18 protein-coding genes and 1 pseudogene are annotated in these 22,610 nt (G+C 59.2%); 12 read left to right on the top strand and 7 right to left on the bottom strand.

Annotated elements, in window-relative coordinates; all coding sequences use genetic code 11:
• The first annotated feature begins 234 nt into the window (after positions 1 to 234).
• The gene (locus VJ464_14655) at positions 235 to 1,095 is read left to right on the top strand and encodes a metal-dependent hydrolase (GenBank protein HKQ06372.1); all 861 of its coding nucleotides are present in this window, start codon (positions 235 to 237) and stop codon (positions 1,093 to 1,095) included.
• Between the two features lie 79 nt (positions 1,096 to 1,174).
• On the opposite strand, the gene VJ464_14650 is transcribed toward VJ464_14655, so the two are convergent.
• Both VJ464_14650 and VJ464_14645 read right to left on the bottom strand, forming a co-directional pair.
• The gene (locus tag VJ464_14650) at positions 1,175 to 1,690 is read right to left on the bottom strand and encodes a hypothetical protein (GenBank protein HKQ06371.1); all 516 of its coding nucleotides are present in this window, start codon (positions 1,688 to 1,690) and stop codon (positions 1,175 to 1,177) included.
• A gap of 108 nt (positions 1,691 to 1,798) precedes the next feature.
• On the bottom strand, positions 1,799 to 2,035 hold the full coding sequence (locus VJ464_14645) for a hypothetical protein (GenBank protein HKQ06370.1): 237 nt from the start codon (positions 2,033 to 2,035) through the stop codon (positions 1,799 to 1,801).
• Between the two features lie 154 nt (positions 2,036 to 2,189).
• Between VJ464_14645 and msrA the strand changes: the two genes are divergently transcribed.
• On the top strand, positions 2,190 to 2,843 hold the full coding sequence (msrA, locus tag VJ464_14640; protein HKQ06369.1) for a peptide-methionine (S)-S-oxide reductase MsrA: 654 nt from the start codon (positions 2,190 to 2,192) through the stop codon (positions 2,841 to 2,843).
• 66 nt (positions 2,844 to 2,909) lie between these two features.
• On the opposite strand, the pseudogene VJ464_14635 reads toward msrA, so the two are convergent.
• From VJ464_14635 to VJ464_14625, 3 genes and pseudogenes are all read right to left on the bottom strand, one after another.
• Positions 2,910 to 3,160 (bottom strand): annotated as a pseudogene (locus VJ464_14635) (transposase).
• Positions 3,161 to 3,200: 40 nt separating this feature from the next.
• A complete protein-coding gene (locus tag VJ464_14630; protein HKQ06368.1) occupies positions 3,201 to 5,279 on the bottom strand; it encodes an ABC transporter ATP-binding protein in 2,079 nt (692 codons plus the stop codon).
• Positions 5,276 to 5,569: a hypothetical protein gene (locus tag VJ464_14625; protein HKQ06367.1), complete on the bottom strand. Its 294-nt coding sequence runs from the start codon at positions 5,567 to 5,569 to the stop codon at positions 5,276 to 5,278. Before VJ464_14625 ends, VJ464_14630 begins: the two co-directional genes overlap by 4 nt.
• 588 nt (positions 5,570 to 6,157) lie before the next feature.
• Here VJ464_14625 and VJ464_14620 point away from each other — a divergent pair.
• From VJ464_14620 to VJ464_14585, 8 genes are all read left to right on the top strand, one after another.
• Positions 6,158 to 6,586, top strand: coding sequence for an ester cyclase (locus VJ464_14620; GenBank protein HKQ06366.1), 429 nt, complete (start codon positions 6,158 to 6,160; stop codon positions 6,584 to 6,586).
• An 82-nt stretch (positions 6,587 to 6,668) separates the two neighbouring features.
• Positions 6,669 to 7,040, top strand: a complete 372-nt coding sequence (locus tag VJ464_14615) for a hypothetical protein (GenBank protein HKQ06365.1) — start codon at positions 6,669 to 6,671, stop codon at positions 7,038 to 7,040.
• Between the two features lie 210 nt (positions 7,041 to 7,250).
• Positions 7,251 to 9,386: a cobalamin-dependent protein gene (locus tag VJ464_14610; GenBank protein ID HKQ06364.1), complete on the top strand. Its 2,136-nt coding sequence runs from the start codon at positions 7,251 to 7,253 to the stop codon at positions 9,384 to 9,386.
• Positions 9,383 to 11,629, top strand: a complete 2,247-nt coding sequence (locus VJ464_14605) for a TOMM precursor leader peptide-binding protein (GenBank protein HKQ06363.1) — start codon at positions 9,383 to 9,385, stop codon at positions 11,627 to 11,629. Before VJ464_14610 ends, VJ464_14605 begins: the two co-directional genes overlap by 4 nt.
• Before the next feature lie 27 nt (positions 11,630 to 11,656).
• Positions 11,657 to 13,162, top strand: coding sequence for a SagB family peptide dehydrogenase (locus tag VJ464_14600; GenBank protein HKQ06362.1), 1,506 nt, complete (start codon positions 11,657 to 11,659; stop codon positions 13,160 to 13,162).
• Positions 13,159 to 14,589, top strand: coding sequence for a radical SAM family RiPP maturation amino acid epimerase (locus VJ464_14595; protein ID HKQ06361.1), 1,431 nt, complete (start codon positions 13,159 to 13,161; stop codon positions 14,587 to 14,589). The genes VJ464_14600 and VJ464_14595 overlap by 4 nt, the downstream gene beginning before the upstream one ends.
• Positions 14,573 to 17,698, top strand: a complete 3,126-nt coding sequence (lanM, locus tag VJ464_14590) for a type 2 lanthipeptide synthetase LanM (GenBank protein ID HKQ06360.1) — start codon at positions 14,573 to 14,575, stop codon at positions 17,696 to 17,698. Before VJ464_14595 ends, lanM begins: the two co-directional genes overlap by 17 nt.
• Positions 17,699 to 17,772: 74 nt before the next feature.
• Positions 17,773 to 18,165: a hypothetical protein gene (locus tag VJ464_14585; protein ID HKQ06359.1), complete on the top strand. Its 393-nt coding sequence runs from the start codon at positions 17,773 to 17,775 to the stop codon at positions 18,163 to 18,165.
• 186 nt (positions 18,166 to 18,351) lie between these two features.
• Here the strand turns inward: VJ464_14585 and VJ464_14580 are convergent, their stop codons facing one another.
• Entirely contained in the window at positions 18,352 to 19,449 is a 1,098-nt protein-coding gene (locus tag VJ464_14580) for a PP2C family protein-serine/threonine phosphatase (GenBank protein ID HKQ06358.1), read from the bottom strand.
• 448 nt (positions 19,450 to 19,897) lie between these two features.
• On the opposite strand from VJ464_14580, the gene VJ464_14575 reads away from it, so the two are divergent.
• Positions 19,898 to 20,491 (top strand): hypothetical protein, encoded by a 594-nt coding sequence (locus VJ464_14575; GenBank protein HKQ06357.1) that lies wholly within the window; start codon positions 19,898 to 19,900, stop codon positions 20,489 to 20,491.
• Between the two features lie 136 nt (positions 20,492 to 20,627).
• Entirely contained in the window at positions 20,628 to 21,317 is a 690-nt protein-coding gene (locus tag VJ464_14570) for a DUF2470 domain-containing protein (GenBank protein ID HKQ06356.1), read from the top strand.
• 100 nt (positions 21,318 to 21,417) lie between these two features.
• On the opposite strand, the gene VJ464_14565 is transcribed toward VJ464_14570, so the two are convergent.
• Positions 21,418 to 22,605, bottom strand: a complete 1,188-nt coding sequence (locus VJ464_14565) for a rod shape-determining protein (GenBank protein ID HKQ06355.1) — start codon at positions 22,603 to 22,605, stop codon at positions 21,418 to 21,420.
• Positions 22,606 to 22,610: the final 5 nt, after the last annotated feature.

The raw sequence follows: 22,610 nt of genomic DNA, 5'->3' as shown, positions 1-22,610 counted from the left end.
GGCGCAGTCATACTCTGCTCATCGTGTGAGCGAGGCGAGCCGAAGACAGTGCCCGTTAGCGCGGGAGTCGGCTCGCCTCTTTTTTGATCTCATTGCCGTGTGGTTGACCGTCGCGCGGCCCCGCCTTGCAATGTGGCGGGGCTTGCAATATGCTGCCGCTCGCCGCCACGCATCGGCGCGACGCAAGGTGCTTCATGTCGGCAAGACTAATCAAGGCCGAGGATTTTCGAGGGCATGATGATGAAAGCATGCGGATGGTTTATAGCTTTATCCCTTCTTACAGTCGGCTCTGCTTATCGCGTGTCGGCGCAGGAAACGAAGATCAAGTGGTTCGGGCACGCGGCGTTTTCGATCACGACGCCTAGAGGCAAGGTATTGCTGATCGACCCCTGGCTCAGAAACCCTTCCAACCCTGAAGCGAAGGGCGGTAAGGACCCATTAGCTTCCGTCCCTGCCGTTGACTACATTCTGCTTACACACGGTCACCGCGATCACGTCGGCGACGCCGTGGAGATAGCCGGGAAAACCGGGGCGGTGCTGATTAGCAACCCTGAGCTAGCCGGCAACTTAGTGAAGCTGGCCGATTTCCCTGGCAAGCAGGCCGAGACTGACGCCATTATGGGCATCGGCGGCGAAATTCAAATCGCCGACGGCGAGGTCACGGTCGCCATGACGCCTGCCGTTCATTCGAGCAGTGTGTTTAATCCGAAGGCCACTGCCACAGAAGCCGAGCGGGCTTACGGCGGGAACCCCGCCGGGTTCGTTCTGATCATCAAGAATGGCCCGACGATTTATCACTCCGGCGATACGGCGTATTTCAAAGATATGGAAACCATCGGCGAGGAGTATCAAATCGACCTGGCCTTGCTCAACATCGGGGGCCATTTCGGGATGGAGCCACGCATGGCGGCGAAGGCGGCAAAATCGGTTCGCGCAAAGCTGGCAATCCCGCAACATTACGCAACGTTTCCGGGAATCAGTGAAACCTCGGGTGTCTTTGCCATCGAGCTTAAGAAACTAGGAATACCTTTTTATGAAATGAAACCGGGCGAGACCATCTCATTTCGCGGCAAACAGATGGTACAAAAAAAATGAAGCCGCGCCTTCTTCGGCAAGAAGGCTTGAGGCTGAGCCGCCTGCGACTCTCCCAGGAATCGCGCAGGCGGCTTGATTATCATCGCTCCTTTAGCTTTGTGTTCTCCTGTATGGCATCGGTTAAAATCCCTCTCACATCGTAATCCGCCTTGAACTTACTCCTGGCGATCTCCTCAATACCCGCCCAATATGTCTCGCCGCTCGTCAGGTCATATTCCACGGGTATCCTTCCGCGCGCGTCCGGGTCTCCCGCCTTAGTTCGGAGTCGCACGAGTATCTCAAATAGGAGAGCATCAGGATCGATGCTGCGAGAATCTTCCATCGCCTCACGGCATAGCTCTCTTAGCCCTTCCTCGCTGAGTTCGTCGTCCGACCCTGCACGGCTTGCCCGTGTATGCTCATTAAGCCCTTCCCCTTTTTGAGCAGACGGACTTTCTTCGTTGTCAGCCTCCGCCTGTCCTAACGCCTTAGGCCGGCCCATCGCGTTAAGCGCTTGATAGTCTGTCCGATCCTCAGGCTCTGGCTTGGTCGAAAGTTCTCTGATGTCGCGATCTCTACTCATAATCCCCCCATGATAAAGCTCTTTTATTCTCATTCATTAGAATACTCTGCTAATCGATAAACCCGAAGGTTCTCTATTGTCTGCTCCACAACGTTACTGATGCTTTCGCAAACGGAATTAACTTAAGGGGCAGCATAGCGTTTATCGAGCTTCCTTCTCGCACCGCTTGCGTTCTTTCGCCCGCTGTTGAATCGCACTGGCCAGCCATTCGCGGTAATGCACAACTATCCCCTTCGGGCCGGTGGAGTAGATAAAGGGATAGGCTGTACCTAATTCGTCATCCATCAGCGTCCAGCCCCGCACCTCGAAGCCGTGGCGTGCCGCCGCCGCGCGGAACTGCCTTTGATTCATCTCTTTGATGGTTGCATCTGGCATCATTCACCCCGGAATGGATATTACCTGACATTTCAAGTCATTCGGCCCGCGGCAGCAAGGCGGGCGCGTCCATTTTAACAGCCCTCGCCAACTCTCCGCTGTTGATGTGATAATAAACGAAAGAACCCTTTGAAAGGTACTGTCTATGACTTATTCTATGCTCCGCGTTCTCGCCATCCTTTGGATTATCGCCACGCTGGGATGCAATGCTGCCACTGCACGCGTCAGCATTCCTGATCCGGTCATTGATGCCCCGCTCGCCACCGCCAAAGGCCAGCAAACGGCGGTCTTCGCGGGCGGCTGCTTTTGGGGCATTCAGGCAGTCTTTCAACACGTCAAAGGGGTGATTCGGGCGACCTCCGGCTATTCGGGGGGCGAAGCGAAGACGGCACAGTATGAACTGGTCAGCGATGGAAATACCGGCCATGCCGAATCGGTTCGCATCACCTATGATCCATCGCTGATTTCTTATGGCCAGCTTCTGAAAGTGTTTTTTGCCGTCGCTCATGATCCCACCCAGCTGAATCGGCAAGGCCCTGACACGGGCACGCAATATCGCTCCGTCATCTTTTTCTCTGACCAGAACCAGGAACGCATCGCGCGAGCCTACATCGAGCAGCTGAATCAAGCGAAAGTCTTTGATCGACCTATTGTGACCGAGGTAGTCGCTCTCAAAGCTTTTTATGAGGCTGAGACTTACCATCAGGACTACGCCACACGCCATCCGAATGACCCGTATATTGTGATGAATGACCTGCCGAAGGTGGCTAATCTTCGCAAGCAACTTCCCGACCTCTACCGGACGAAGTGAGTTTGTATAATCAATGACCCTGTGAAAACGAGATGGCCCTTGATGTAGCCCCGAACTGAGGGGCAGTCATAATGAGAGTCTGAGCCGCTTTTTCGTTTCCTGAATGAGGCGGCATTTCCCGGCGAACTCTTCCGGTGTTTGATGACCCAGGCCGCCGTGCGGGCGCTACTGATTATAGTCCTCCCGCCCTGTTCAATCACGTGCCGCGCTTCCTGCGAGCTTACAAACCAGTGCCGGTTCAAACATTCATCCCTGAGCCTCGCGTTGAAGCTCTCGATGTAGGCATTCCGGATCGGCTTAGGGGAAGGTCTAGAGAAGTGGTCGTCGTGATCAGAAACACGGCGAATTTAAGGTCTTTCACCGCTGCCGGTCCAGGCGTACTTCGAGGTTACCGAGTGTACCGTCTTCGCCGCTTTGCAGATTCCAGATCGACGCGTAGAGGCCGCCGAGGGCAAGCAACTCATCGTGCGTGCCTTGCTCGCGGATTCTGCCGGCGTCCAGCACGATGATGCGGTGGGCATCGCGGATCGTGGCCAGCCGATGGGCCACCATGATTACGGTCTTCGCGGCGGTTCCGGCCGTCAGATGTTCCTTCACGAGACGTTCAGTCTTGTAATCCAATTGCGATGTGACTTCGTCGAGCGCCAGGACCGGAGACCCTTTAAGAAGAGCGCGGGCAACCGCCACGCGTTGTTTGGCCCCGCCGGACAATCGCGTTCCGCGCTCGCCGGCTTCCGCGTCAACTCCGCCGGGCAAGGTTTGGACCAGGTCGGGAGCGATCTCCGTAATCGTCCGGACGACTTGATCCGGCGATGCGTCCGGGCTCCCGAACAGGAGGTTGTCGCGAATCGTGCCCTCGAAGATGTAAATCTCCTGGCCCACAAAACTGACCGCACGGCGAAGGTCTCCCGGGTCTAGCTCTCGGATGTCGTGCCCGTCGAGAAGAATTCGGCCGCTATCCGGCTCGTAAAACCGAAGCAGCAGTTTCAGAAGCGAACTCTTTCCTGAACCCGTCGGTCCAACGATTGCCAGGTTCTCTCCGGGACTGAGCTGAAAAGAGACGTCGTCCAGAACCTTGAATCCCGGGTCATAACCGAAAGAGACATTCTCGAATTTTACATCGCCCTGTACGGTGGAAACCTCGAGCCGAACCGGGCCGCCGATGATCTTCGGCTTGCTATCAAGGATGCGCAGGGCGTTTGCCGCAGACATTTCGGCGGAGCGGTAGAGCCCGCGCAGCCGCTCGAGTCCGGTGAACGCCATCACCATCTGCGGGAACCAGTACATTGCCCGGGTGTGCTTGCTGGTCGAGATCTTTCCGGCGCCGGCCAATTTCCCGCTATGGTGAGTTGCCATCGCCAGGCTCGCGGTGAAAGTCCCCTGGCTGAGAACCGACAGGAGAGTCGATGCGGATTCGGCGGTGACCGCCGCTTCCTCGAGTTCGGCGTCGCAGGCGGATAACCGCCGGATCTCGAGCTCCTCGGCGGTCAGGCTCTTGACCGTCGCAATGCCGGGGATGTTGTTTTCGAGCATCCGGCTGAATCGGTCTTTGATTTCTCCGAACCTGGCGAAGCGGGCCCCGACATGGGGTTCGAGCGTCCGGGTCAGGAGCGCCGAGAGCGGCAGCGGAAGCAGCCCGAGCAACGCGAGCCAGGGGGATGTTCGTAGGAGAATGACTCCCGAGACCAGAATTGTCGTCGGCTTCTCGATGAGGTCGTCGCCCGCTTGTTCGATGAATTCTCCGATCCGGTCGGTGTCGTTGGTGACGGTACTGATCAGCGGGCCGGTGCTGTGGTGATCGAAAAACTCGAGGTCCTGTTCTTCGAGCCGGGTAATCAGGGCTGTCCGGATACGGTGTTGAGTATTACGAGCCAGGCGCTGCCACGCCCGCTTCCGGTAATACTGTAGAGCCAGATCCGCCGCGGTCAACAGCAGCGAAAGACCGGTCATGGCGAGCAGGCGCGAGCGCCGCTTGCGGATACCGAGCGAGCGTAAGAAACGCGGTGCTTCGCCACGGACTGAATTTACGGTCGCAACGAACGAATGGCCTTGCAGGATGTGAACCACGTGCCCCGAAAGAGAGACAAGGGGCGGAATGGCTAGCTCGCGGCGGGATGGAAGAAAGCGGTTGAGAATACGGAGCAGCGGCCCTTTGCGCGGCTGCCCATCGGTTGGCCGCGACGCGAGAAACGATGGCGCGGCAAGGCTCCGGTGAATGATCGCCTCGAAGTCGTGAGTGGATTGCGGAGAATAGAGGATGAGCAAACGCCCGGTAGCCGGATTTGCCTGAACCTGAAGCACTCCCGGCAGTGCGGCGAGATTTGATTCCAGGGCCCGCGCCCGCGCGGCATTCCGGAAAATCGCTTTCACGTCCCAGCGCTGACGGCCCGGAATCGAGGACCGGAGCTGCAGGTCAGGCGAGGCGTCCCGGCTCATTGGGAGCCCTCTTCGGGTTCTTCAGGTTGCCCCGGTTTCGCCTCTTCCTGGGCGAGCTCGTGATTGGCTTCGGCGACGACGTCCTGAAAATCGCCCATCGCCTTTTGCGCCACTTCCGATACTTTTCGCCAACCTTTGGTTCCGGCTTTGATCCCGCTCTTGGCAATCGGCCGCCATTTCCCGGAAAGTATCAGGCCCGAAACCAATCCTGAGATCAACCCAAAAACAAAGACCGACTTTTTGGATGGGGAAGCGTCCGGCGCTTCGTTCTCCTCCAATCGTTTTTCCATTATCGCTTGCCGCCCCGATGCAGTGTTTTAGTCTGTGGACGCTTTTGTGTCCGAGGGTTCCGCGGGACGAGACTGCTGTCCGAAGGTTAACCCCAGGTGCTCGTGAAGGTGCCGATCAGTTACCGCCTTGCTCAAGGAATCGGCGGAGACCGCGAGGAGACCCGGGAGTCCGAAAACGGATTTGGCGGCGAATCCGAGAACCGTGTAGATCCAGGCGTTCTGGAAATCGCCCTTAACGAGGTTACTTCCTCCCGGCACCAGAACCTCACCGGTTACCTTAACCGCGGTATGTAGATGTTCCGTGATTTCGTTCTGAGTCGCCATTCAGCCCTCCCACGAAAACTGAAATGAGCGCGCCGGAGCGCCACGGCTGCGGCGCGAGCCACCAGTCTACTTCGGATGTGGCTGAATGGCAAGCGTGACACTGGTATTTAACCCGAATTTTACAACGTTGTGATGAATCACGCGACAAAAAGGATTGTCCTTGACAGTGACCTAGATCACTGATATACATGGGGCCCTCTGACTTATTATCTCTACTTTAGAGCTCGGCTGCATAGTATTGGAATTGGAATTGGAGGGGTTTGAATGTCAAGCGCGCAAAGCGGCGTCGTGCTCATCTCCCGCTACATGGAATCGGTGCTCAATGGCGACTACGCGACGATGTCGGAGTTGCTGAGCGACCAGCTTTTGCACAACCTCAGTCGCAGCGGCATCGAAGTGAAGATGGCAACCAAAGAGGATGCCATCCAATACGCCAAAGACACCGGCAAGGTGGACGTCCGGTTCCTCGACGTGTTCGAAAGCGGCGACAAAGTGGTCTGCCGTTACGAGTACACCATCTCGGGAGAGGTGGTTCCTGGGGCCCAGCCCGGCACCAGCACGAACGTGACCGGGATCGCAATAGTTCGGATTGAGAACGGGAAGATCCGCGAGATATGGCAGGAACAGGACGTGCTCGGCATGCTCTTGGGCCTTGGCATGACGGTCTTGCGGCCCGAAGCCAGACAGCAATAAGCAACTCTCGGATCCGGGTGCCGGTTCTTTTCCGCCGTTGCCTGGAGAAAGTCAACCACCACAATTCCATAAGGAGAAAATCATGAATGGTACTTTGCTCGAAGAAGGAACTGAAGCGCAGAAAGTCATCAGCCAGCTTTCGGCAATGGCGATGATGGATGAAGAGTTCAAGAGCCGTTTGTTGGCTCATCCCGCCACCGTACTTACCGAGCATGGACTGGAGATCCCGGAGGATATCCACATCGAAATCGTGGGTACCTTTGAGGAAGTTCCGGCGGCTCGCGACCCGCATACGCTTTACCTCGTCATTCCAAACGGCAACGACCTGATGCAGGAAGATCTGTCGATGACGATCTTCGCGGCTCAGAGCTGCCAGAGCACGGCCAGCACAGCGTGCACCACTCCATCTTGCATCTCCTCGTCTTCGACGGCGTCGACCAACAGCTGCAACTAAGTCAACGGCAGCCGGACGAAGGTTGTCCGGATCATGCCGGCAACAAAATGTTCGTTGGAAGCCGGGGGGCAGTGAAGAGAAGTTAGTGTCCTCCGGCTTTGATATTTCCCCGAAAGTTGCGGCAGCGGCACTGAGAAACCGTCCGCGCCCGCGGTCGTTGGGCCCGAGCGCCGACGTCGCCCGCTGGATTCCGACGCCAGGAGGTAATCTATGCCAGTCACCGGTCGCAGGAACGTGCTCATCAGCCAGCCGCAGTTACTGGAAATGGGTTTACCTTATTTACCAGTAATGTGGGGGGTTCTGAAGACCTACTGGGAACGTTACGGTGAGGCCCAGGACGAAATCAACTGGCTGACGCCGATCAATAACCCCGGGGAAGCGCCGCTGCTTTTGAAACCGTATCGGGATGAACGCGTCGACGTTCTCGGGCTGAGCTGCTACGTATGGAATTGGCAAGTGCAGTGCCGGATCGCTCGTGAAATGAAATCCATGAATCCGGATTGCCTTGTCGTCGCGGGCGGACCGGAACCGGACTACAAGGACCCGGCGTTCTTTGAAAAGCACCCGTATATCGATCTCGTGGTCGTCAAGGATGGCGAGATCACGTTCAACGATATTCTGAAAAAGACGCTCGAGCATGAACTCAAAGACCTGGTAGCCGATCACAAAGCTTTTCGCGATATCCCCGGCCTCTATATGGCCGGGACGCCCGGCCTCGGGCACGTATTTACCGGCCCGGCCGCGGTGCCGACAGAATTCATTTACAGCCCTTACATTGATCAGACGGAGCACTACGAAGCGTACCGCAACTCGATCCCGTCGGACGTCATTGCCGTCTGGGAGACGAATCGCGGCTGCCCGTACAGTTGCAGTTTCTGCGACTGGGGATCGGCGACCATGTCCAAGATACGGCGATTTGACATGGATCGGGTGCGCGCCGAGGCCGAATGGTTTGGCCGCGTCAAGGTCGGCTTCATTATGCTTGCCGACGCCAACTTCGGCATCCTGCCTCGGGACCTTGAAATCGCCGATATCGTCAACGAGGTCAACCGGAAGTACACGTACCCGAAATATTTCTCCTATAACACCGCCAAGAACAACCCGGACCGGGCTTTGTCGGTAGCCAAGAAATTCCTCGCCTCGGGCTTGATGTCGACCCACATTCTCTCGGTGCAGCACACCAGCGAGGAAGTACTGGCGGCGACTGATCGAGCTAACATCTCCAAAAAGAAGCAGTATGAAGTCGCCCGGCAGTTGATGGAGGATGGAATCCAGGTCTACGTGCAACTCATCCTCGGGATGCCGGCTGATCGCCAAGACCTGTGGCGGGCCTGCTTCTCGGATCTGATGGAGTGGGGGATCCATTCTTACTACTGGATCTATCCCTACCACCTCCTGCCGAATGCGCCGGCCGCCGAGCCCGAATACTTGGAACGCTGGGAGATCGAAACGGTCGAGCGCTACGCGCTGACCAATCACGGCGCGCGGCTGCGCGGTCCGATTGATCAGCACACTCAGACCAAGGTTCCGCTGATCGTCAAGACCTCGACCTATTCGCGGGAAGACTGGATCGAGATGAACCTCTATGGAACCTTCATCAAGGCGCTCCATAATGCGAGCCTGACGCAGCTTGTCGCCATCTACCTGCGCTTCACTCACAACATCACCTATGCCGATTTTTATGAGGACCTGTATGACCACTTCATCTGCAAATCGGCGTTGACCCGGCGATGGCGCCAGGCGGTTGAAAGCAACTTCCGGGAATATCTCGAGGACGAGGATGCGCTGACGTTCATGGATGTGCCGCAGCTTCCTCAGTTCGAGTTTCAGGTGGAAGGCAGCCGATGGGTGTACATCCAGATCTGCTATCACCTCGACGAATTTTACGATGAGCTGGCGGCGTATCTGGCGGAAACCTATCCCGCCATCGCGAATCTCGGCAGTTGTCTCGATTACCAGAAGACCCTGGTCATTCTACCGAGCTACGACCGGCGTGCTGGAAAAACCTTCGTCGCCGGCTTCGATTGGATGGACTACTTCGAGCGGGCCCGGCGGCTCGTCTCGTATAGTCCGCTGCCGGAACCGAACGCTCTTCCTTTCGCCGAAATCGAAGTTACCGATCAAGCCTGGTTTGATGACGGCACCTCGCTCGACCTGGATTGGGGCAGCGGTGATGAGGCCGCGAAGTGGACCCAATGGATCCACACCATGACGCTCGGGCGAAATTCGCATATCAAAAATAATTTTCAGAAGCTCGCTATCCGGCGGGCGCTGCCGTCGGGCGACCTCTACCCGGAGGCGCTGCGGCTCCACGCCGGCGCGGAGGACGGGGCGGTAATCCCATGATTGAACGGCCGAGTCTCAAAGGACACCTGCATGCCGAGGCGATTGCCGGGGACAAGGCACTATTGATCGGCGAGGGACGGTACTTTGGCCTCTATGGACGAATCTATCCGGCGCTGGTTCCGCTGATCGACGGCGAGCGCAGCACCGATGAGATTATCGCCGAATTGAAGCCCGCCTTTCATGCCACCGAGGTCTACGCCGCCCTTCTCTCTCTGCAAAAGAGTGGCTATGTTGAAGAAGCGACTGCCGAGATACCGGACACGTTACGGGCGTATTGGAACAGTCTTGGAGTCGGCTCCGAGCAGGCGGCGGCGGCGCTGGCGGCAAAAACGGTCAGCGTGACCGGGATCGGCGGTGCTGCCGTCGATGATCTCCTCGCCATGCTGAGCGATCTCCGGGTCAGCCGCGGGTCGCAGGCCGAGGCCACGCTCTGGATCGCGGTGACCGACGACTACCTGAGACGCGGCCTCGAGCAATTCAATCGGCAGGCGCTCGAGTCCCGCAAGCCGTGGCTCATCGTCAGGCCGAATGGTATCTACTCCTGGATCGGCCCGATCTTCCGTCCCGGCGAAACAGCTTGCTGGGAGTGTCTGGCGCAGCGGCTCAGAGGCAACCAGGATGTCGAGGAATTCGCGCGCAGTCTGCAATCCGGCAACCGCTTTTATCCGCCGAAAGCCGTACTGCCCTCGACCAGGGCGATAGCCCTGAGTATCGCCGCGACAGAGGTTGCGAAGTGGATCGTCACGGGCGCCGGCAGCGCGGTTGACTCAACGATAATCGCGGTCGATTCGATCTCATTTCAGACCAGCACCCACAAGGTGACGCGCCGCCCTCAGTGCCCGGCGTGCGGGAGCAGCGACTGGGCCGCCAGAGAACCGCGGCCTATAGAGATCAGGAGCGTCAGGAAGAACTTCGTCGCCGATGGCGGGCATCGCGCCCTGTCGCCCGCGCAGACCTTGCAGAAGTATGATCATCACATCAGCCCCATCACCGGGATCGCCAAGGGATTGTATCGCGTTACGGACCCTGATAACTCGACCGTCAACGTCTACATCACCGGCAACAACATGGCGGTGCGGCACAACTCATTTGACCGTCTGCGGAAGAACGTACGCAGCGCCTGTTGTGGCAAGGGCATCACGGACGCGCAGGCGCGGGCGAGCGCGCTGTGTGAAGCGATTGAACGCTATTCGGGTGTCTTTCGCGGTGAAGAGATTCGCCGCCGTGGAAGTTTCAGGAGCCTCGGCGATCCCGCCATCAATCCGCAGTCTTGCATGCTGTTCAGCGAGGGCCAGTATCGCGAGCGGGATCGCTGGAACGCGCATGACCGGCGGCTCGACATGATCCCGCTGCCTTTCGACGAAGAGGCAGTGCTGGAATGGGCTCCGGTCTGGTCGCTGACGCAAAAACGGTTTCGCTATCTGCCCGCCGGTTTCTGTTATTATAGTTACCCGTCCCCTCCCGAGCAGTTCTTTTGCCTTCCGGAATCCAACGGCTCGGCGAGCGGCAACACCATCGAAGAAGCGATTCTGCAAGGCTTCATGGAGCTGGTCGAGCGGGACGCGGTGGCGGTGTGGTGGTACAACCGATTGGCACGCCCCGCCGTCGATCTCGCTTCCTTTGATGACCCGTTCATTAACGACCTGAAGGCGCACTATTCCGGGTTGGGCCGGGATCTCTGGGTCCTCGATCTGACCCATGATCTCGGCGTTCCGGCGTTCATTGCGATTTCTCGCCGCATCGACCGCAGCCCCGAAGACATCATCTTTGCGCCGGCGGCTCATTTCGATGCGCGGCTCGCGGTTGTGCGGGCGCTGACCGAGTTGAACCAGATGCTGCCGGGCGTAGAAACGAGCCAACCGGACGGGACCGGCTACGGCTACGACGACCCGGAAGCGATCCACTGGTGGCGGACCGCTACGCTCGACAATCAGCCTTATCTGGCGCCGTCATCGGCAGCTCCCAGACGGCGCGCCGATTACGCGAAGAACGAAACTGTCGATTTGCGGGAAGACGTTTTTCGCTGCCAAGCCCTCGTCGAGGGCCTCGGCCTGGAAATGATGGTGCTGGACCAGACCCGGCCGGATATCGGAATGCCGGTCGTGAAAGTGATCGTCCCGGGTCTTCGGCACTTCTGGGCGCGATTTGGCGCCGGGCGCCTGTACGATGTTCCGGTCAAGCTGGGATGGCTATCCGAGCCGACGCCGGAAGCCGGCCTGAATCCGATTCCGGTTTTCATCTAGCCGCTCGGTCAAAGCACGGACTTGCCGATGGAGAATTGCGACAACGCGAACACCGCCGAACGAGCCGGAATCCCGGCGCTGCGGGCTTGGCCTCTGCATCTCAGCCTGCGGCCGGAGCTCGAAACGTGCGACACGCCTGATGGCGATCTGGCGATTCAGTCTCCCGGAGCGACGCTGACCTTCAAAAAGCCTGGCGCCGGTTTGCGAAAAGCATTTTCGCTGCTGAAGCAGGGCGGCCACACCGCCGACCAGCTTTGTCAGGCGGCGCTGGGCGAGGGCAGGACCGACGAGCTGGCGCGTTTCATCCATCACTTCGAGCAACTGTCCAGGCGCGGACTTCTGCGGCATACCGTCGCCGAGAGGAGCGAGCCGATTGCCAGCATCATCGGGATCTCGCCGCAATACCTCTTCCGCATCCATCGCCTGGACGTCGAGCAGCCTTACACGCTTTCGCGCTTTGCCTGTTGCCGCCGCGACGGCAAGGATTTCGTATTGGAGTGTCCGCTCGGCCACGCCATCATAACCCTGCATGACTGGCGGGCCGGCGCCCTGCTGCGCCTGGCCGCGGAGCGGCTGCCGCTCTACCAGCTTCGCGACCGCATCCCGGGAATCGGGCCGGACGCCATCGCCGGGTTCTATCAGTTGCTGGCCAACGCGAATGCCTTGACCTCGGATTCGGACGACAGCGAGCCCGTGCTATCGCAATGGAGTTTTCACGACCTGCTCTTCCACAGTCGAAGCCGGTTTGGACGCCACAGCAACCCGTTTGGCGCGACCTTCCGGCATATCGGCCGGGTATCCCCGCTGCCGGCAGTGCGGCCGGCGCTGGCCGGGCCGCGGATCGAGCTGTACACGCCGGACCTCGACGAGCTTGAGCAGAATGACCCTCCTCTGGCGAAAGTAATGGAAACCAGGCGGTCCGTTTACGACTACGATGAGCAGCCGATTTCGGCGCGCCAGCTCGGCGAGTTCCTCTATCGGGTCGCGCGCGTCAGGTCGCAAGGCGAACTGAAAGTGCGCAGTTTTTATGTCCCGGGCGAAGCGGTGATGGAAACGACCAGCCGGCCGTATCCGGCGGGCGGAAAATGCTACGAGCTTGAATTGTATCTGATCGTTGATCGCTGCGAGGGACTGGCCGCGGGCGTGTATCACTACGAGCCGCTGGACCATTGTCTAACCCGGGTTTCCGATCAACGCGAGCACGTCGATTCATTCTTGCGCTATGCGGCCATTGCGGCTCCGAACGGCCGCCCGCAAGTCCTGATCAGCATCGCCGCCCGCTGCCAGCGCGTCTCCTGGAAATACGACGGAATGGCCTATGCCTTGACGCTCAAGCATGTCGGCGTCCTCTATCAGACGATGTACCTGGCCGCCACCGCAATGGGTTTAGGTCCGTGTGCGCTTGGCAGCGGCGATGCCGATCTTTTCGCCTCGGTCGTCGGCGCCAATTATTACTCGGAAAGTTCCGTCGGAGAGTTCATGCTCGGAAGCCTGCGCAAGAATTCGAACAGCGCGGAAGGGAGTGGCAAATGATGGTCACAGATACTTACCATCAGGTTCTGGAACGGCACGCCGCCTTTAAGCGATTCAATGAGCGATGGGTCGCCGACCCGGTATTTCGTAAGGAGCTGTCTCTGGACAAGTCCGGGACCCTTGCACGGTACGAGATCGATTGCCAACCGGAAGACGTTCACAGCCTACAGGAAGCCGACCCTTCAAAGCCGTCGACCGCGATGCGCGCGATGTGGCAGATGATCGTCGCCAAGACGGTCTGGACCGAACACTTTTACAAGAAGTCCGCCGTTCCCGACGACCCGCGAATTCGCGGTTGGCGCGAGCGGCAGATCGCCAGACAGTTCCTCGAGCTCGGCCCTTTTCACACCAAATCCAATATTCACGCCTCGCTCAGCATCGAGGTCACTAAAGGCTGTTCGGTCGGATGCTGGTTCTGCGCCCTGAGTCCTGATAGCCTGGGCGGCGTCTTTCGCTACGACGACGCCGGCCGCGCCGATTGGATCGACACCCTGAAGGCGCTCGGAAGCTGCCTCGGCCCGGCGGCACAGAGCGGCTTCTTATATTGGGCCTCTGACCCGTTCGATCATCCCAACTATGAGGAGATGTGCATCGATTTTTACGAGACCATCGGGGCCTTTCCGCCGACCACGACGGCGCTGCCGATCAAGAATCCGGCGCGAACCCGCAAGCTGCTGAAGGTGTCGGAGGAACGAGATTGTTGGATCAACCGGTTCTCTATTCTCACTCTCAAGATGCTCGACCGCGTTCATCGCGAATTCAGCGCCGGCGAGCTTGCCCGCGTCGAGTGCCTGCCGCTCAACCCCGAATCCGCCTTCGCCTTTGGCAACGCCGGACGGTTCCGCGAGCGCGCCATGGCGGAGCCTGAGGTTTTGGAGCGCCAGCGCCGGAACCTGCTCTGGGCGCCCTGGTACACCGGCGACCCGGCCTATGCCGATACTTCTGACTACCCGCTTGCCAGCATCGGTTGCGTTACCGGATTCCTCCTCAATATGGTCGACCGCTCGGTCCAGCTTATCAGCCCCTGCGCCGCCAGCGACCGATGGCCGCTAGGCTACTACATTCACGCTGAAGGCAGGTTCACGGATGGCGCCGATCTCAAGGGATTGCTCGACGGCATGGTCGAGCGTCACATGTCGCCGTACCTGGCTGATTCGGACATACTGAGGCTGCACGATTGGCTGCGCTACGAAGAGACCGAGAATGGCTTTCGTCTTCACGGTAGATTTCACCAGACCGTGGCCTTCGAAGGGGTCGAGCGCCGCGCCGCCTGGCATGCCATAGGCGACCTGGTGAAGAGCGGCCGGCAGTCAGTCGAACATGTGGCGTCCACGGTTGCTTCGCAGTGCTCACTCGATGGCGGTCTGGTCCGCGGAATGCTGAACGAGTTGCTACGCAGCGGTGTCCTCTATGAAATCTGCGACTGAGATTCATTCCGGAACTTCGCATCCCCATCGAGCGCGGTTGCTGTCGCTGGTCGAGCGGGCAGCGCCTTCGGACGAACGCCGCGAGGGGCGCTGGTTCTCTGTCCGCCCGGATCACAATCAGGCCCGCCTCGATAAGCTCGCGGGCAAGTGGCGTGAAGCGCTCGGCGGTGAGGGGCGATTTGCAGCCGGCTTGCGGGAGGCCGGCCTGGGATACGATGCCTTTCGAGCCGGTCTGGCGGAGGTCACCCTTTCCGACCCCACGGTGCTGCCCGCGTGGGCGGCGGCATTGATTGACCTGATTACGGCCGCGCCGCCGGTTTCGGCGGAGCCCGCCCGGATCGATGGCGCTCCCTACCTGAAAGAGATCGCTTCGCTGCTGATCGAGCCGGCGCGATTTCTCCGGGCCGCGGCCACGGCAAATAACCTGGCTGTAGGCGAAGACGCGTTGCAGGAAATCGTCGTCGGATTTGCGAAGCGTCTGGCAACGGTTGTCGGTCAGATACTGGAATTCGAGGCCCGCCTGGCTCAGGCCAACGCCGGGTTATTTGGTCAGGCAAGCGGGCAGTCGGCGGACGGCACTTTGGAAGAATGGCTGTCTCGAATGGAGCGATTCCCGGTGCTGGCCTTTCTGATCGGCCAATCGTATGCCGCGTGGCGAAACTGGATCTCGGAGATTTTCGAGCGGCTTCAGTCGGATTCAACCCTGCTCAGGGATACTCTTTTTGCCGGCGAAGGGCTCGGCGAGCTGACCGGGTTTCAGGGAGATGCCGGCGATGTTCACGGCGGCGGCCGAACGGTTGCGATTCTCACCTTCGACCGGTCTCGCAAAGTCGTCTACAAGCCCAAGGACTTGCGCTGCGCGGTCGCGTTCCTGTCGCTGATCGATCTGCTGAACCGCTCCGGGCTCGAGCCGAAACTGCATACACGCCGAGTGCTGCCGCGCGGCGGCTATGCCTGGGAAGAATTCGTCGCGTACGAGCCCTGCGCCGACGAAGCGGAGCTCGAAAGATTCTATGTTCGAATGGGTATGCTGGCGCGCCTGCTTCAATTCGTGGAGGGGCGCGATTTCTGGCTCGACAATCTCGTCGCGCATGGCGAATTTCCGGTCTTTGTCGATCTCGAGACCATACTTCAGCCCCGCGCCATCCCCGACCAACTTCTGCCCGCCGAGCAAGTCGCGCGGCATCTCGTGGCCGAAAGCGTCGTCGAGACCTGCGTGATCGCGATGCCGACGCCCATCGGGATGGGGGTGCCCGCCGAGGATTACGGGGCGCTCGCAACCTCGAAATTATTCATCACACCTTACCGGCGCGACCTACCCGCGGCCGGCGCGGCAGGCTATTTCACCTGGACCCACGAAGAGCACAGTCCGACGCTCAACGGTGCGCCGGCGGACGCCGCGAAGTACCTCTCCCAGATCGTCGCGGGTTACCGCTCCATGCAGGAATGCCTGCTGGCCAATCGGTCGCGGTTGTCGAGTTCAGAGGGCCCCCTGGCGGCGCTTCGCGACTTGCCCGTGCGCTTCATCTATCGGGACACCTGGACCTATCACAAGATCATCCGCAAGAGCCTGTCGCCGCCGCTCCTGACCGATCAGGGGCAACGCGAGTTGTACTTGCAGCAGCTTCTGCGGCCCGCGCTCGACCGGGAAACGGACGAATCCGAAACCTTGAAACAGTGTGCGATGATCCGCAGCGAAATCGACAGCCTGAGACGGCTGGACATCCCCTTTTTCGTATCCAAGCCGGAAAGCGACAGCGTTTTCACGATTCAAGGTGACGAGTTCCGCGGGTATTTCGACGACACGGCGTTTCGACGTATCGAGGAACGATTACATGGCCTTGAAGCTTTCTCGACTGATTCTCAAGTGGAGCTGCTGTTGTCATGCTTTGCGACCGGACGGCCGGGGGCGAGTCGCAGCGTGACGCCCAGCTCCCGGGTTCCCGGCAGGGCGCACCACAGTAACGACGAACTCGTTGATGCCGCCGTCGAAATCGGCGGAACAATTCTCGCCGATGCGATAACTTCGGACTCCGAAGAACTGGCGTGGATTGGTCTGGCGTACCATCCGGAGATCGATCTTCTGTCGCTCGGCGTGCTGGAGGCAGATCTGCTCTCCGGCACGTGTGGACTGGCGATCCTTTTCGCCGACCTGTTCGAGATTACGGGCGAAGAACGATGGGCCAGGGCGTGCCGCGGAGCCCTGGCATCGACCGTGCGCCAGGCGGAAAAGCGCGCTGAATTCGACCTGCCGGTCAACGGTCATTCCCAGGCGGAAATAGCGTCGTCTTATTGGGGCGGTTTCGTCGGCTTGGGATCGCATATCTTCACGCTCCGCTACTGTGCAAAGAAGCTTCGCTCGCAGAGCCTCCGCGACATAGCAACCGCGACGATTGCTTCATTGCCGGCAGGTGCGGCCTACCGGAACGCGAGTTATAATATAGTGTCGGGCGCGGCGGGATTGTTGCTTGCGATTCTACCTGCGTCGCGCGGCGACGTCGCGACGGAAAATCAGGCAGCCCGTGCCGATGAATTGATAGAAATGCTGCTGGCGCAGTCCGGTGAAACCGGCGGGGTGGCAGCCGACCTCCGCACCTCCACGATTGCGATGGGTCCGGACGGCCTGTCAATGAGTCTTGCGCGGATGCGCCGGATCAGCGGCGAATGGGGCTCCGAGCGGCGGCGAGGGTTTCTGACGGATTGGAAGGCCCGGCCAATTGATGAAAACGGGGCTCACCTGCTGGCGAGGCTGGATGTGGCACAGTCCGGCGGAGCCGTATCGGCGTCGTTGTTCGAGGCGGTCGATAAGTTCCTGTCGCGACCACCGCGACTCGCCGACACCGTGGGCCTGCTTGAACAGGTCGACGTGGCCGCCGGGAGTTTCGCAGCCGGGCGCGAGCTGCGATACAAGGAGGCAGCAGCCGAGCGGGCATTCAGCATTCTGGATATTCGGCGGCGGCACGGTTCCTGGTTCCCGTCGCGATACGCCGCGGCCCGGCACAGTCTTTCGCTGATTTGGGGAACCGCGGGCGTGGCACGTTCCTTATTGAGGGCATGGGACCCGGACAAAGCGCCGTCGATTGCTTCGCTGCGGCTGCCGGAGATTTAGCGCACCGGTTCACTTTGAAAAGTTTGGCGGAACCTCGTGAGAGAAAATTAAGCAGATTCAAAGAAGGAGGGATTATGCCCAAGAAGTCGGTTAACCAGGGAACGGAAGGCCCGGCGGCGGCAGCTCAAGAGCCGGAGGCTCTTGACGCTCAGGGGCTAAAGGATCCGAAGCTTCTCGCCGGCCTGGCCGGCGGCACGGCGCTGGCGGTTCTTGCTCCGGAAGTGCTCCCGGTGCTTGCCATCGGAGCCGCCGTTTTTGTCGGCCCGAAGCTGATCGCCGCTTATAAACAAGGTGGCGGAGCTCAGGCCGCGAATGTCACGGGCAGGATGCAGGGAATCTTCAACGGTTATGTGCAGTTCTGGAGTCCCGTCGTCAAAGCCGTCGCGTCGGTGGGTCAGAAGGCCGCGGCCAAGGTCGGCCAGGCGGCGAATGACGCTAGCGAGAAACTAGGGCGCGCCGCCGAGTAACCGTCCTCGGGGATTACATCTGAACTCACCAAAGGCCACCCTCTCGGATGGCCTTTGGTGATTGAATTTGATAGAGCGGCTGTACATCAACCCCCTGAAAAATGCGGGCCATCATCTTTTGTGAAGCATGATCGGACTGGGCCTTCAGCTCGCGCCGGTCTTTTTCTCAACAGAGCTTGTTCCCCTTCACCCCCGCTTGATGATGAAGACCGTTTTGTCGTCAATCCGTTCCTCTTCGCCAATCTGCCGCAGATGGTCGTCGTCTTTTGTGGCGTGTTCCAGCAGGGCATTGCAGATGTCTCGCGCTGATTTCCAGTAGTGTTCACGCATCACCGCTTCGAGGTGTTGGCGTTCTTCATCATCGCTGCCGTCATAAACCCCATCGGTATAGAGGAAGAGAATGTCGCCCGGGCTCATTAGCGTAATTTCGGCAACGTCGGACGAGTTAGCCGGCCTGGGCCGCAATTGCATTGAGAAGTACCGCATGCGATCCGGATGAACAGCGGGAATTTGCAGGCCCAAGGGCAGGAATTGCACCATTCGATCTTTGTCCAACTCCACAAACTTGCGATATTCAGCAGAGAAGACGAGCGGCGGCGGGTGCCCAAAATTTACAAACCTGAAATAGCCGTAGGGATGCACTTCGCCATAAAGCATCGTCGCAATCTCGCGCGCATATTCTCCCTCATTGATCCCCAGTGCGTTACGAGCCGTGACCGAATGCGCTAGACGCAGGTTGATGTTTTCAAACAACTCCGGCGTCGTCCTGCCATGCTGATTAAGCTCGGAGAGCATGAAAGCATGAAACGTATCGTGTACGGTCGAAGCAATTTTCGCCGAAATCAGCCCGTGTCCCTGCGCGTCCACCAGCAGGACGCCTGCCGTGCTGTCGAGATCGCGGAGGGCTTCGGCGACCCGCACCTGCTCCGAGCTGCGTGCCTCCCTGTATTCGGCTTCCATTGCGGGCCGATAATCCGGTCTAGACCTCAACCACTCCACATGATCGTCTACTGAATTACGCGGCGTTGCGCCCGGCGGGAGCGGGTCAAGAAACTCCTTCGATAGCTTCAGGGCCTGCCGAATGCGTGCGTCGACGTCATAACGCTGCTGGAAGTTGATATATTCAAACAGGTCCCCGCCGACCCTACCGACAGGGACAGAATTCCCATACATCTCGATGCCGGATATATGCGGAATGGCCCCTTCTACCGGCATGAGCCGTTCACGCAAGTATTCATCGATACTCAGATCCGTGTGCGCTGTGTTCGTTTGACGAGATGGCACAAGCACTCCTTCAAGGTGTCTGCGGTTGTGACGGAGAAGAGCGTGTTGCGCTCCGGCGCTGAACGCTTCCGGCGATTTCGTCAGCGCGGTCGTGCCTGCCTCGCGCGTGAGCAGAGCCTGGCGGCGGCTGAGGCTCGCGCCCGACTCCTCTCAAGCTCGACGGGAGCGCCGAGCGGACAGCTTACGACGCCCTACACCGGGCGGCAAGGGCTTTTTGTCTCCTTTATCCTCGTGACTTGAACGGCGCGGCCCATCAGGGCGGCGCCGCTTTCTTGTCTGCCGCCCGCCGGGGCCGCGCGAGCAACCGCCGGCGGCTGAGATGATTATCCCCAGGCGGGCTGCCTGGTAGGGCATGCCGCGCGGTCCGCTTGCAATGTCACGCGAGCGGGAATATGCTGCGAGGCGGCTTATCTCGCATAGCTGGACGAACCTCTTATCAGGAGATCATGTGATGCCAGGAACCTCTCGTTTTTTTCTCCTCCTCTTCATATTTTCGGTTTGCGCCACAGGGGGGGCCGCACAGAAGGAAGCCAATCGCACAGGTAAGACAACCCTGAATTTCAATCACACGGAATACGTCCATCGCTGGTCACAGAATGACTTGCATGAGTTTACTCCTCCAGGTCAAGAGGACCTTTCAAAGTGGGCCGACATGCTGTCGATCAACTTTTACCAACAGGTCATGGATGGGGATGGCCTGGCGCTGGTCGCGAACCAGGTTCTTGAGAACTATAAGAGTCAAAAAGGCATCGTTCTGAGAACCTCTTCGGTGCCCCGAACTCCCGAAAAACCGGCTGAACATTTGATCGCTGTGGTTTTCGGCAGGCCCACTTTTTTGGAGGCTGTTCAGGCAAGATTCAAGCTGGTCAATGGCCGAGGGGTTTCGATCATCTACTCTCACCGGTTGTATGGAAAAGCGGCGGGGCCGGAAATGAGCGCCTGGCTGAGAGAGAATGGCCCCGCAATCGAGCAGGCGCTGATGACGTGGGATTTTCCCGCTTCCCTTGTTGGCTTGCAAAAATCGCCGGCTCCGAAAAAGTAGCCGGAGGAATTGCCACCAAGCCACGAAGTCACCAAGAAACACAAAAGGGCTCGTGATTCTTTGCGCCCTGGTGACTTCGTGGCTAAGGCTCAATGCATTTGCGAACCGCTATAGAGAATCAGGTAGAATACCAGGCATGTCAGACTCCGCATTGACGGCAAGGCGACTGCTGAACCACCAGAGTATAGGAGTGCTTTCTACGCATTCAGTAGATGTCGAAGGCTACCCGTTCGGCTCAATCGCTCCCTATGTCCTTGACTATGATGGCTTGCCCACGCTGCTCATCAGTGACATTGCCCAGCATACCCGCAATATTAAGCGGAACAATAAGGTATCGCTGACGGTCTTTGATCAGGGCGCTGATGATCCACAGGCAAGCAGCCGCCTTACCTGGGTCGGAGATGCGGAATTAATCCCGCCCGATACCGACCGACGCCTTCGCTATCTGCGCTATTTTCCTTCCGCGGCATCCTACTTTGAAACGCATGACTTTTCGTTCTATCGAATCCATTTGCGGAGAGCGCGGTTTATTGGCGGGTTTGGAGAAATATACTGGGTTGAACCGGGGGCAATGCTCGCCAGCAACCCTTTCCGTGAAGCCGAGCGCGGTATCGTTGAGCATATGAATCAAGATCACCAGCAAGCGTTGTCGCATTATTGCGAAGTATTAAAAGGCGTCAAGGCGAATGCGGTAGTCATGACAGGCATCGATAGCGAAGGATTCGATATGTTGGCAGATAAGCGGAAGCTGAGGATCGATTTCGACTCCCCAATCACTACCGTTGAAGAGGCACGAGCCGTACTGGTGAGACTGGCGAGGCGATAATTATAGCGGTTCGCGATTGGCTGAAGCCTGGGAGCGCGGGCCGCTTGCCCGCCGGTCTTGCGCATGCGCGAAGCGGCGGGCGTCCCGCCCGCGCTCCTGACTATGCCGCTTGATCTATCGAATGCCTGCGGTCATGTTCTTCAGACAGCCTGTCGGCCTTGCGCTTGAGCATCAGCTCTTTGATCGAAGTGAAGTTGCCATCGCGGAAGAGCTTGCCGGCCCCCAGGACCGCCAGGCTTTGCCCATCAGAAGCGGGCTGCCGCACGTTGAGCCCGGTCTCTTTGCTGATGCGCTCAACCAGCCCGGCGAGCTGCGAGCCGCCGCCGGTCAACACCATGCCGGTTTCGAGCAGGCCGGCGGAGACTTCCGCGGGCAATTCTTCGAGCGCGCCATCGATCCCTCGGACGATCTCCTCGATGACCGGCGCTAAGGCCGTCTGGACCTCGGCGCTGGTAATTGAAACGGCGGCGGGCAGGCCGCTTCTGACGTCGCGGCCCCTGACTTCAATCTCGCGGTCGCTGGCTATACGCTCGGCGCTGCCCATCTCGATCTTGACGCGCTCGGCGGTCAGCTCGCCGATCTCCAGACCGTGCGCATGGCGGATGTATTGTGCAATCGCTTCGTCCATCTTGGCGCCGCCGACTCGCAGGGTGGCCAGGTGGACGGGGCCGCCGAAGCCGAGAACGACGATGTCTGTCGTGCCGCCGCCGATGTCGACCAGCATGAAGATGCGTCCCGACTGAATGTCGTAACCCGCGCCGATGGCCGCGGCGATGGGCTCTTCGACGATATCAACATGTTTAGCTCCGGCCCGGCCTGCGGCATCTTCCAGGGCGCGGCGCTCGATCTGGCTGACTTCGCCCGGCGCGCAGATTAACACCCGCGGGTTGGTGAGCCGGTGGCGTGACAGCGCCGACTTGATGAAGTAAGTCAGCATTAACTCTGCCGCGTCGAAATCGCCGATCACCCCATCCTTCAAGGGACGCACGACGCTGACGCCGCTAGCCTGGCGACCGAGCGCGACTTTCGCTTCGCGGCCTACGGCGATAACCTGGCGCGTCTTTTTGTTAAGGGCGATGATCGAGGGCTCGTTCAGCACCACGCCGCTGTCCGGCACATAGATGACGGTGTTCGAGGTGCCCAGATCAACCGCCATGTCATTGGCAAAGACGCGCCGCAAACGCTCCTTGGCGCGCGCGATGATGCGGCCCATGCTTAAAGTCCGGCGCGCCGTCCCGGCGCTTTCATTAGGATCGATCAGTGCTTCCGATGTCGAATGATTGAACATCTTAA

The sequence above is a fragment of the Blastocatellia bacterium genome (assembly GCA_035275065.1).
In the GTDB taxonomy this organism is placed as follows: domain Bacteria; phylum Acidobacteriota; class Blastocatellia; order UBA7656; family UBA7656; genus DATENM01.
Note: the sequence above shows the minus strand (reverse complement) of the source record. Positions and strands in the feature narration are given on the sequence as shown.

Bases quoted from the DNA above. Each gene is read 5' to 3' on its own strand.
- VJ464_14655 (HKQ06372.1), top strand. From the start codon at position 235: ATGATGATGAAAGCATGCGGATGGTTTATAGCTTTATCCCTTCTTACA.
- VJ464_14650 (HKQ06371.1), bottom strand. From the start codon at position 1,690: ATGAGAATAAAAGAGCTTTATCATGGGGGGATTATGAGTAGAGATCGC.
- VJ464_14645 (HKQ06370.1), bottom strand. From the start codon at position 2,035: ATGATGCCAGATGCAACCATCAAAGAGATGAATCAAAGGCAGTTCCGC.
- msrA (HKQ06369.1), top strand. From the start codon at position 2,190: ATGCTCCGCGTTCTCGCCATCCTTTGGATTATCGCCACGCTGGGATGC.
- VJ464_14630 (HKQ06368.1), bottom strand. From the start codon at position 5,279: ATGAGCCGGGACGCCTCGCCTGACCTGCAGCTCCGGTCCTCGATTCCG.
- VJ464_14625 (HKQ06367.1), bottom strand. From the start codon at position 5,569: ATGGAAAAACGATTGGAGGAGAACGAAGCGCCGGACGCTTCCCCATCC.
- VJ464_14620 (HKQ06366.1), top strand. From the start codon at position 6,158: ATGTCAAGCGCGCAAAGCGGCGTCGTGCTCATCTCCCGCTACATGGAA.
- VJ464_14615 (HKQ06365.1), top strand. From the start codon at position 6,669: ATGAATGGTACTTTGCTCGAAGAAGGAACTGAAGCGCAGAAAGTCATC.
- VJ464_14610 (HKQ06364.1), top strand. From the start codon at position 7,251: ATGCCAGTCACCGGTCGCAGGAACGTGCTCATCAGCCAGCCGCAGTTA.
- VJ464_14605 (HKQ06363.1), top strand. From the start codon at position 9,383: ATGATTGAACGGCCGAGTCTCAAAGGACACCTGCATGCCGAGGCGATT.
- VJ464_14600 (HKQ06362.1), top strand. From the start codon at position 11,657: ATGGAGAATTGCGACAACGCGAACACCGCCGAACGAGCCGGAATCCCG.
- VJ464_14595 (HKQ06361.1), top strand. From the start codon at position 13,159: ATGATGGTCACAGATACTTACCATCAGGTTCTGGAACGGCACGCCGCC.
- lanM (HKQ06360.1), top strand. From the start codon at position 14,573: ATGAAATCTGCGACTGAGATTCATTCCGGAACTTCGCATCCCCATCGA.
- VJ464_14585 (HKQ06359.1), top strand. From the start codon at position 17,773: ATGCCCAAGAAGTCGGTTAACCAGGGAACGGAAGGCCCGGCGGCGGCA.
- VJ464_14570 (HKQ06356.1), top strand. From the start codon at position 20,628: ATGTCAGACTCCGCATTGACGGCAAGGCGACTGCTGAACCACCAGAGT.
- VJ464_14565 (HKQ06355.1), bottom strand. From the start codon at position 22,605: ATGTTCAATCATTCGACATCGGAAGCACTGATCGATCCTAATGAAAGC.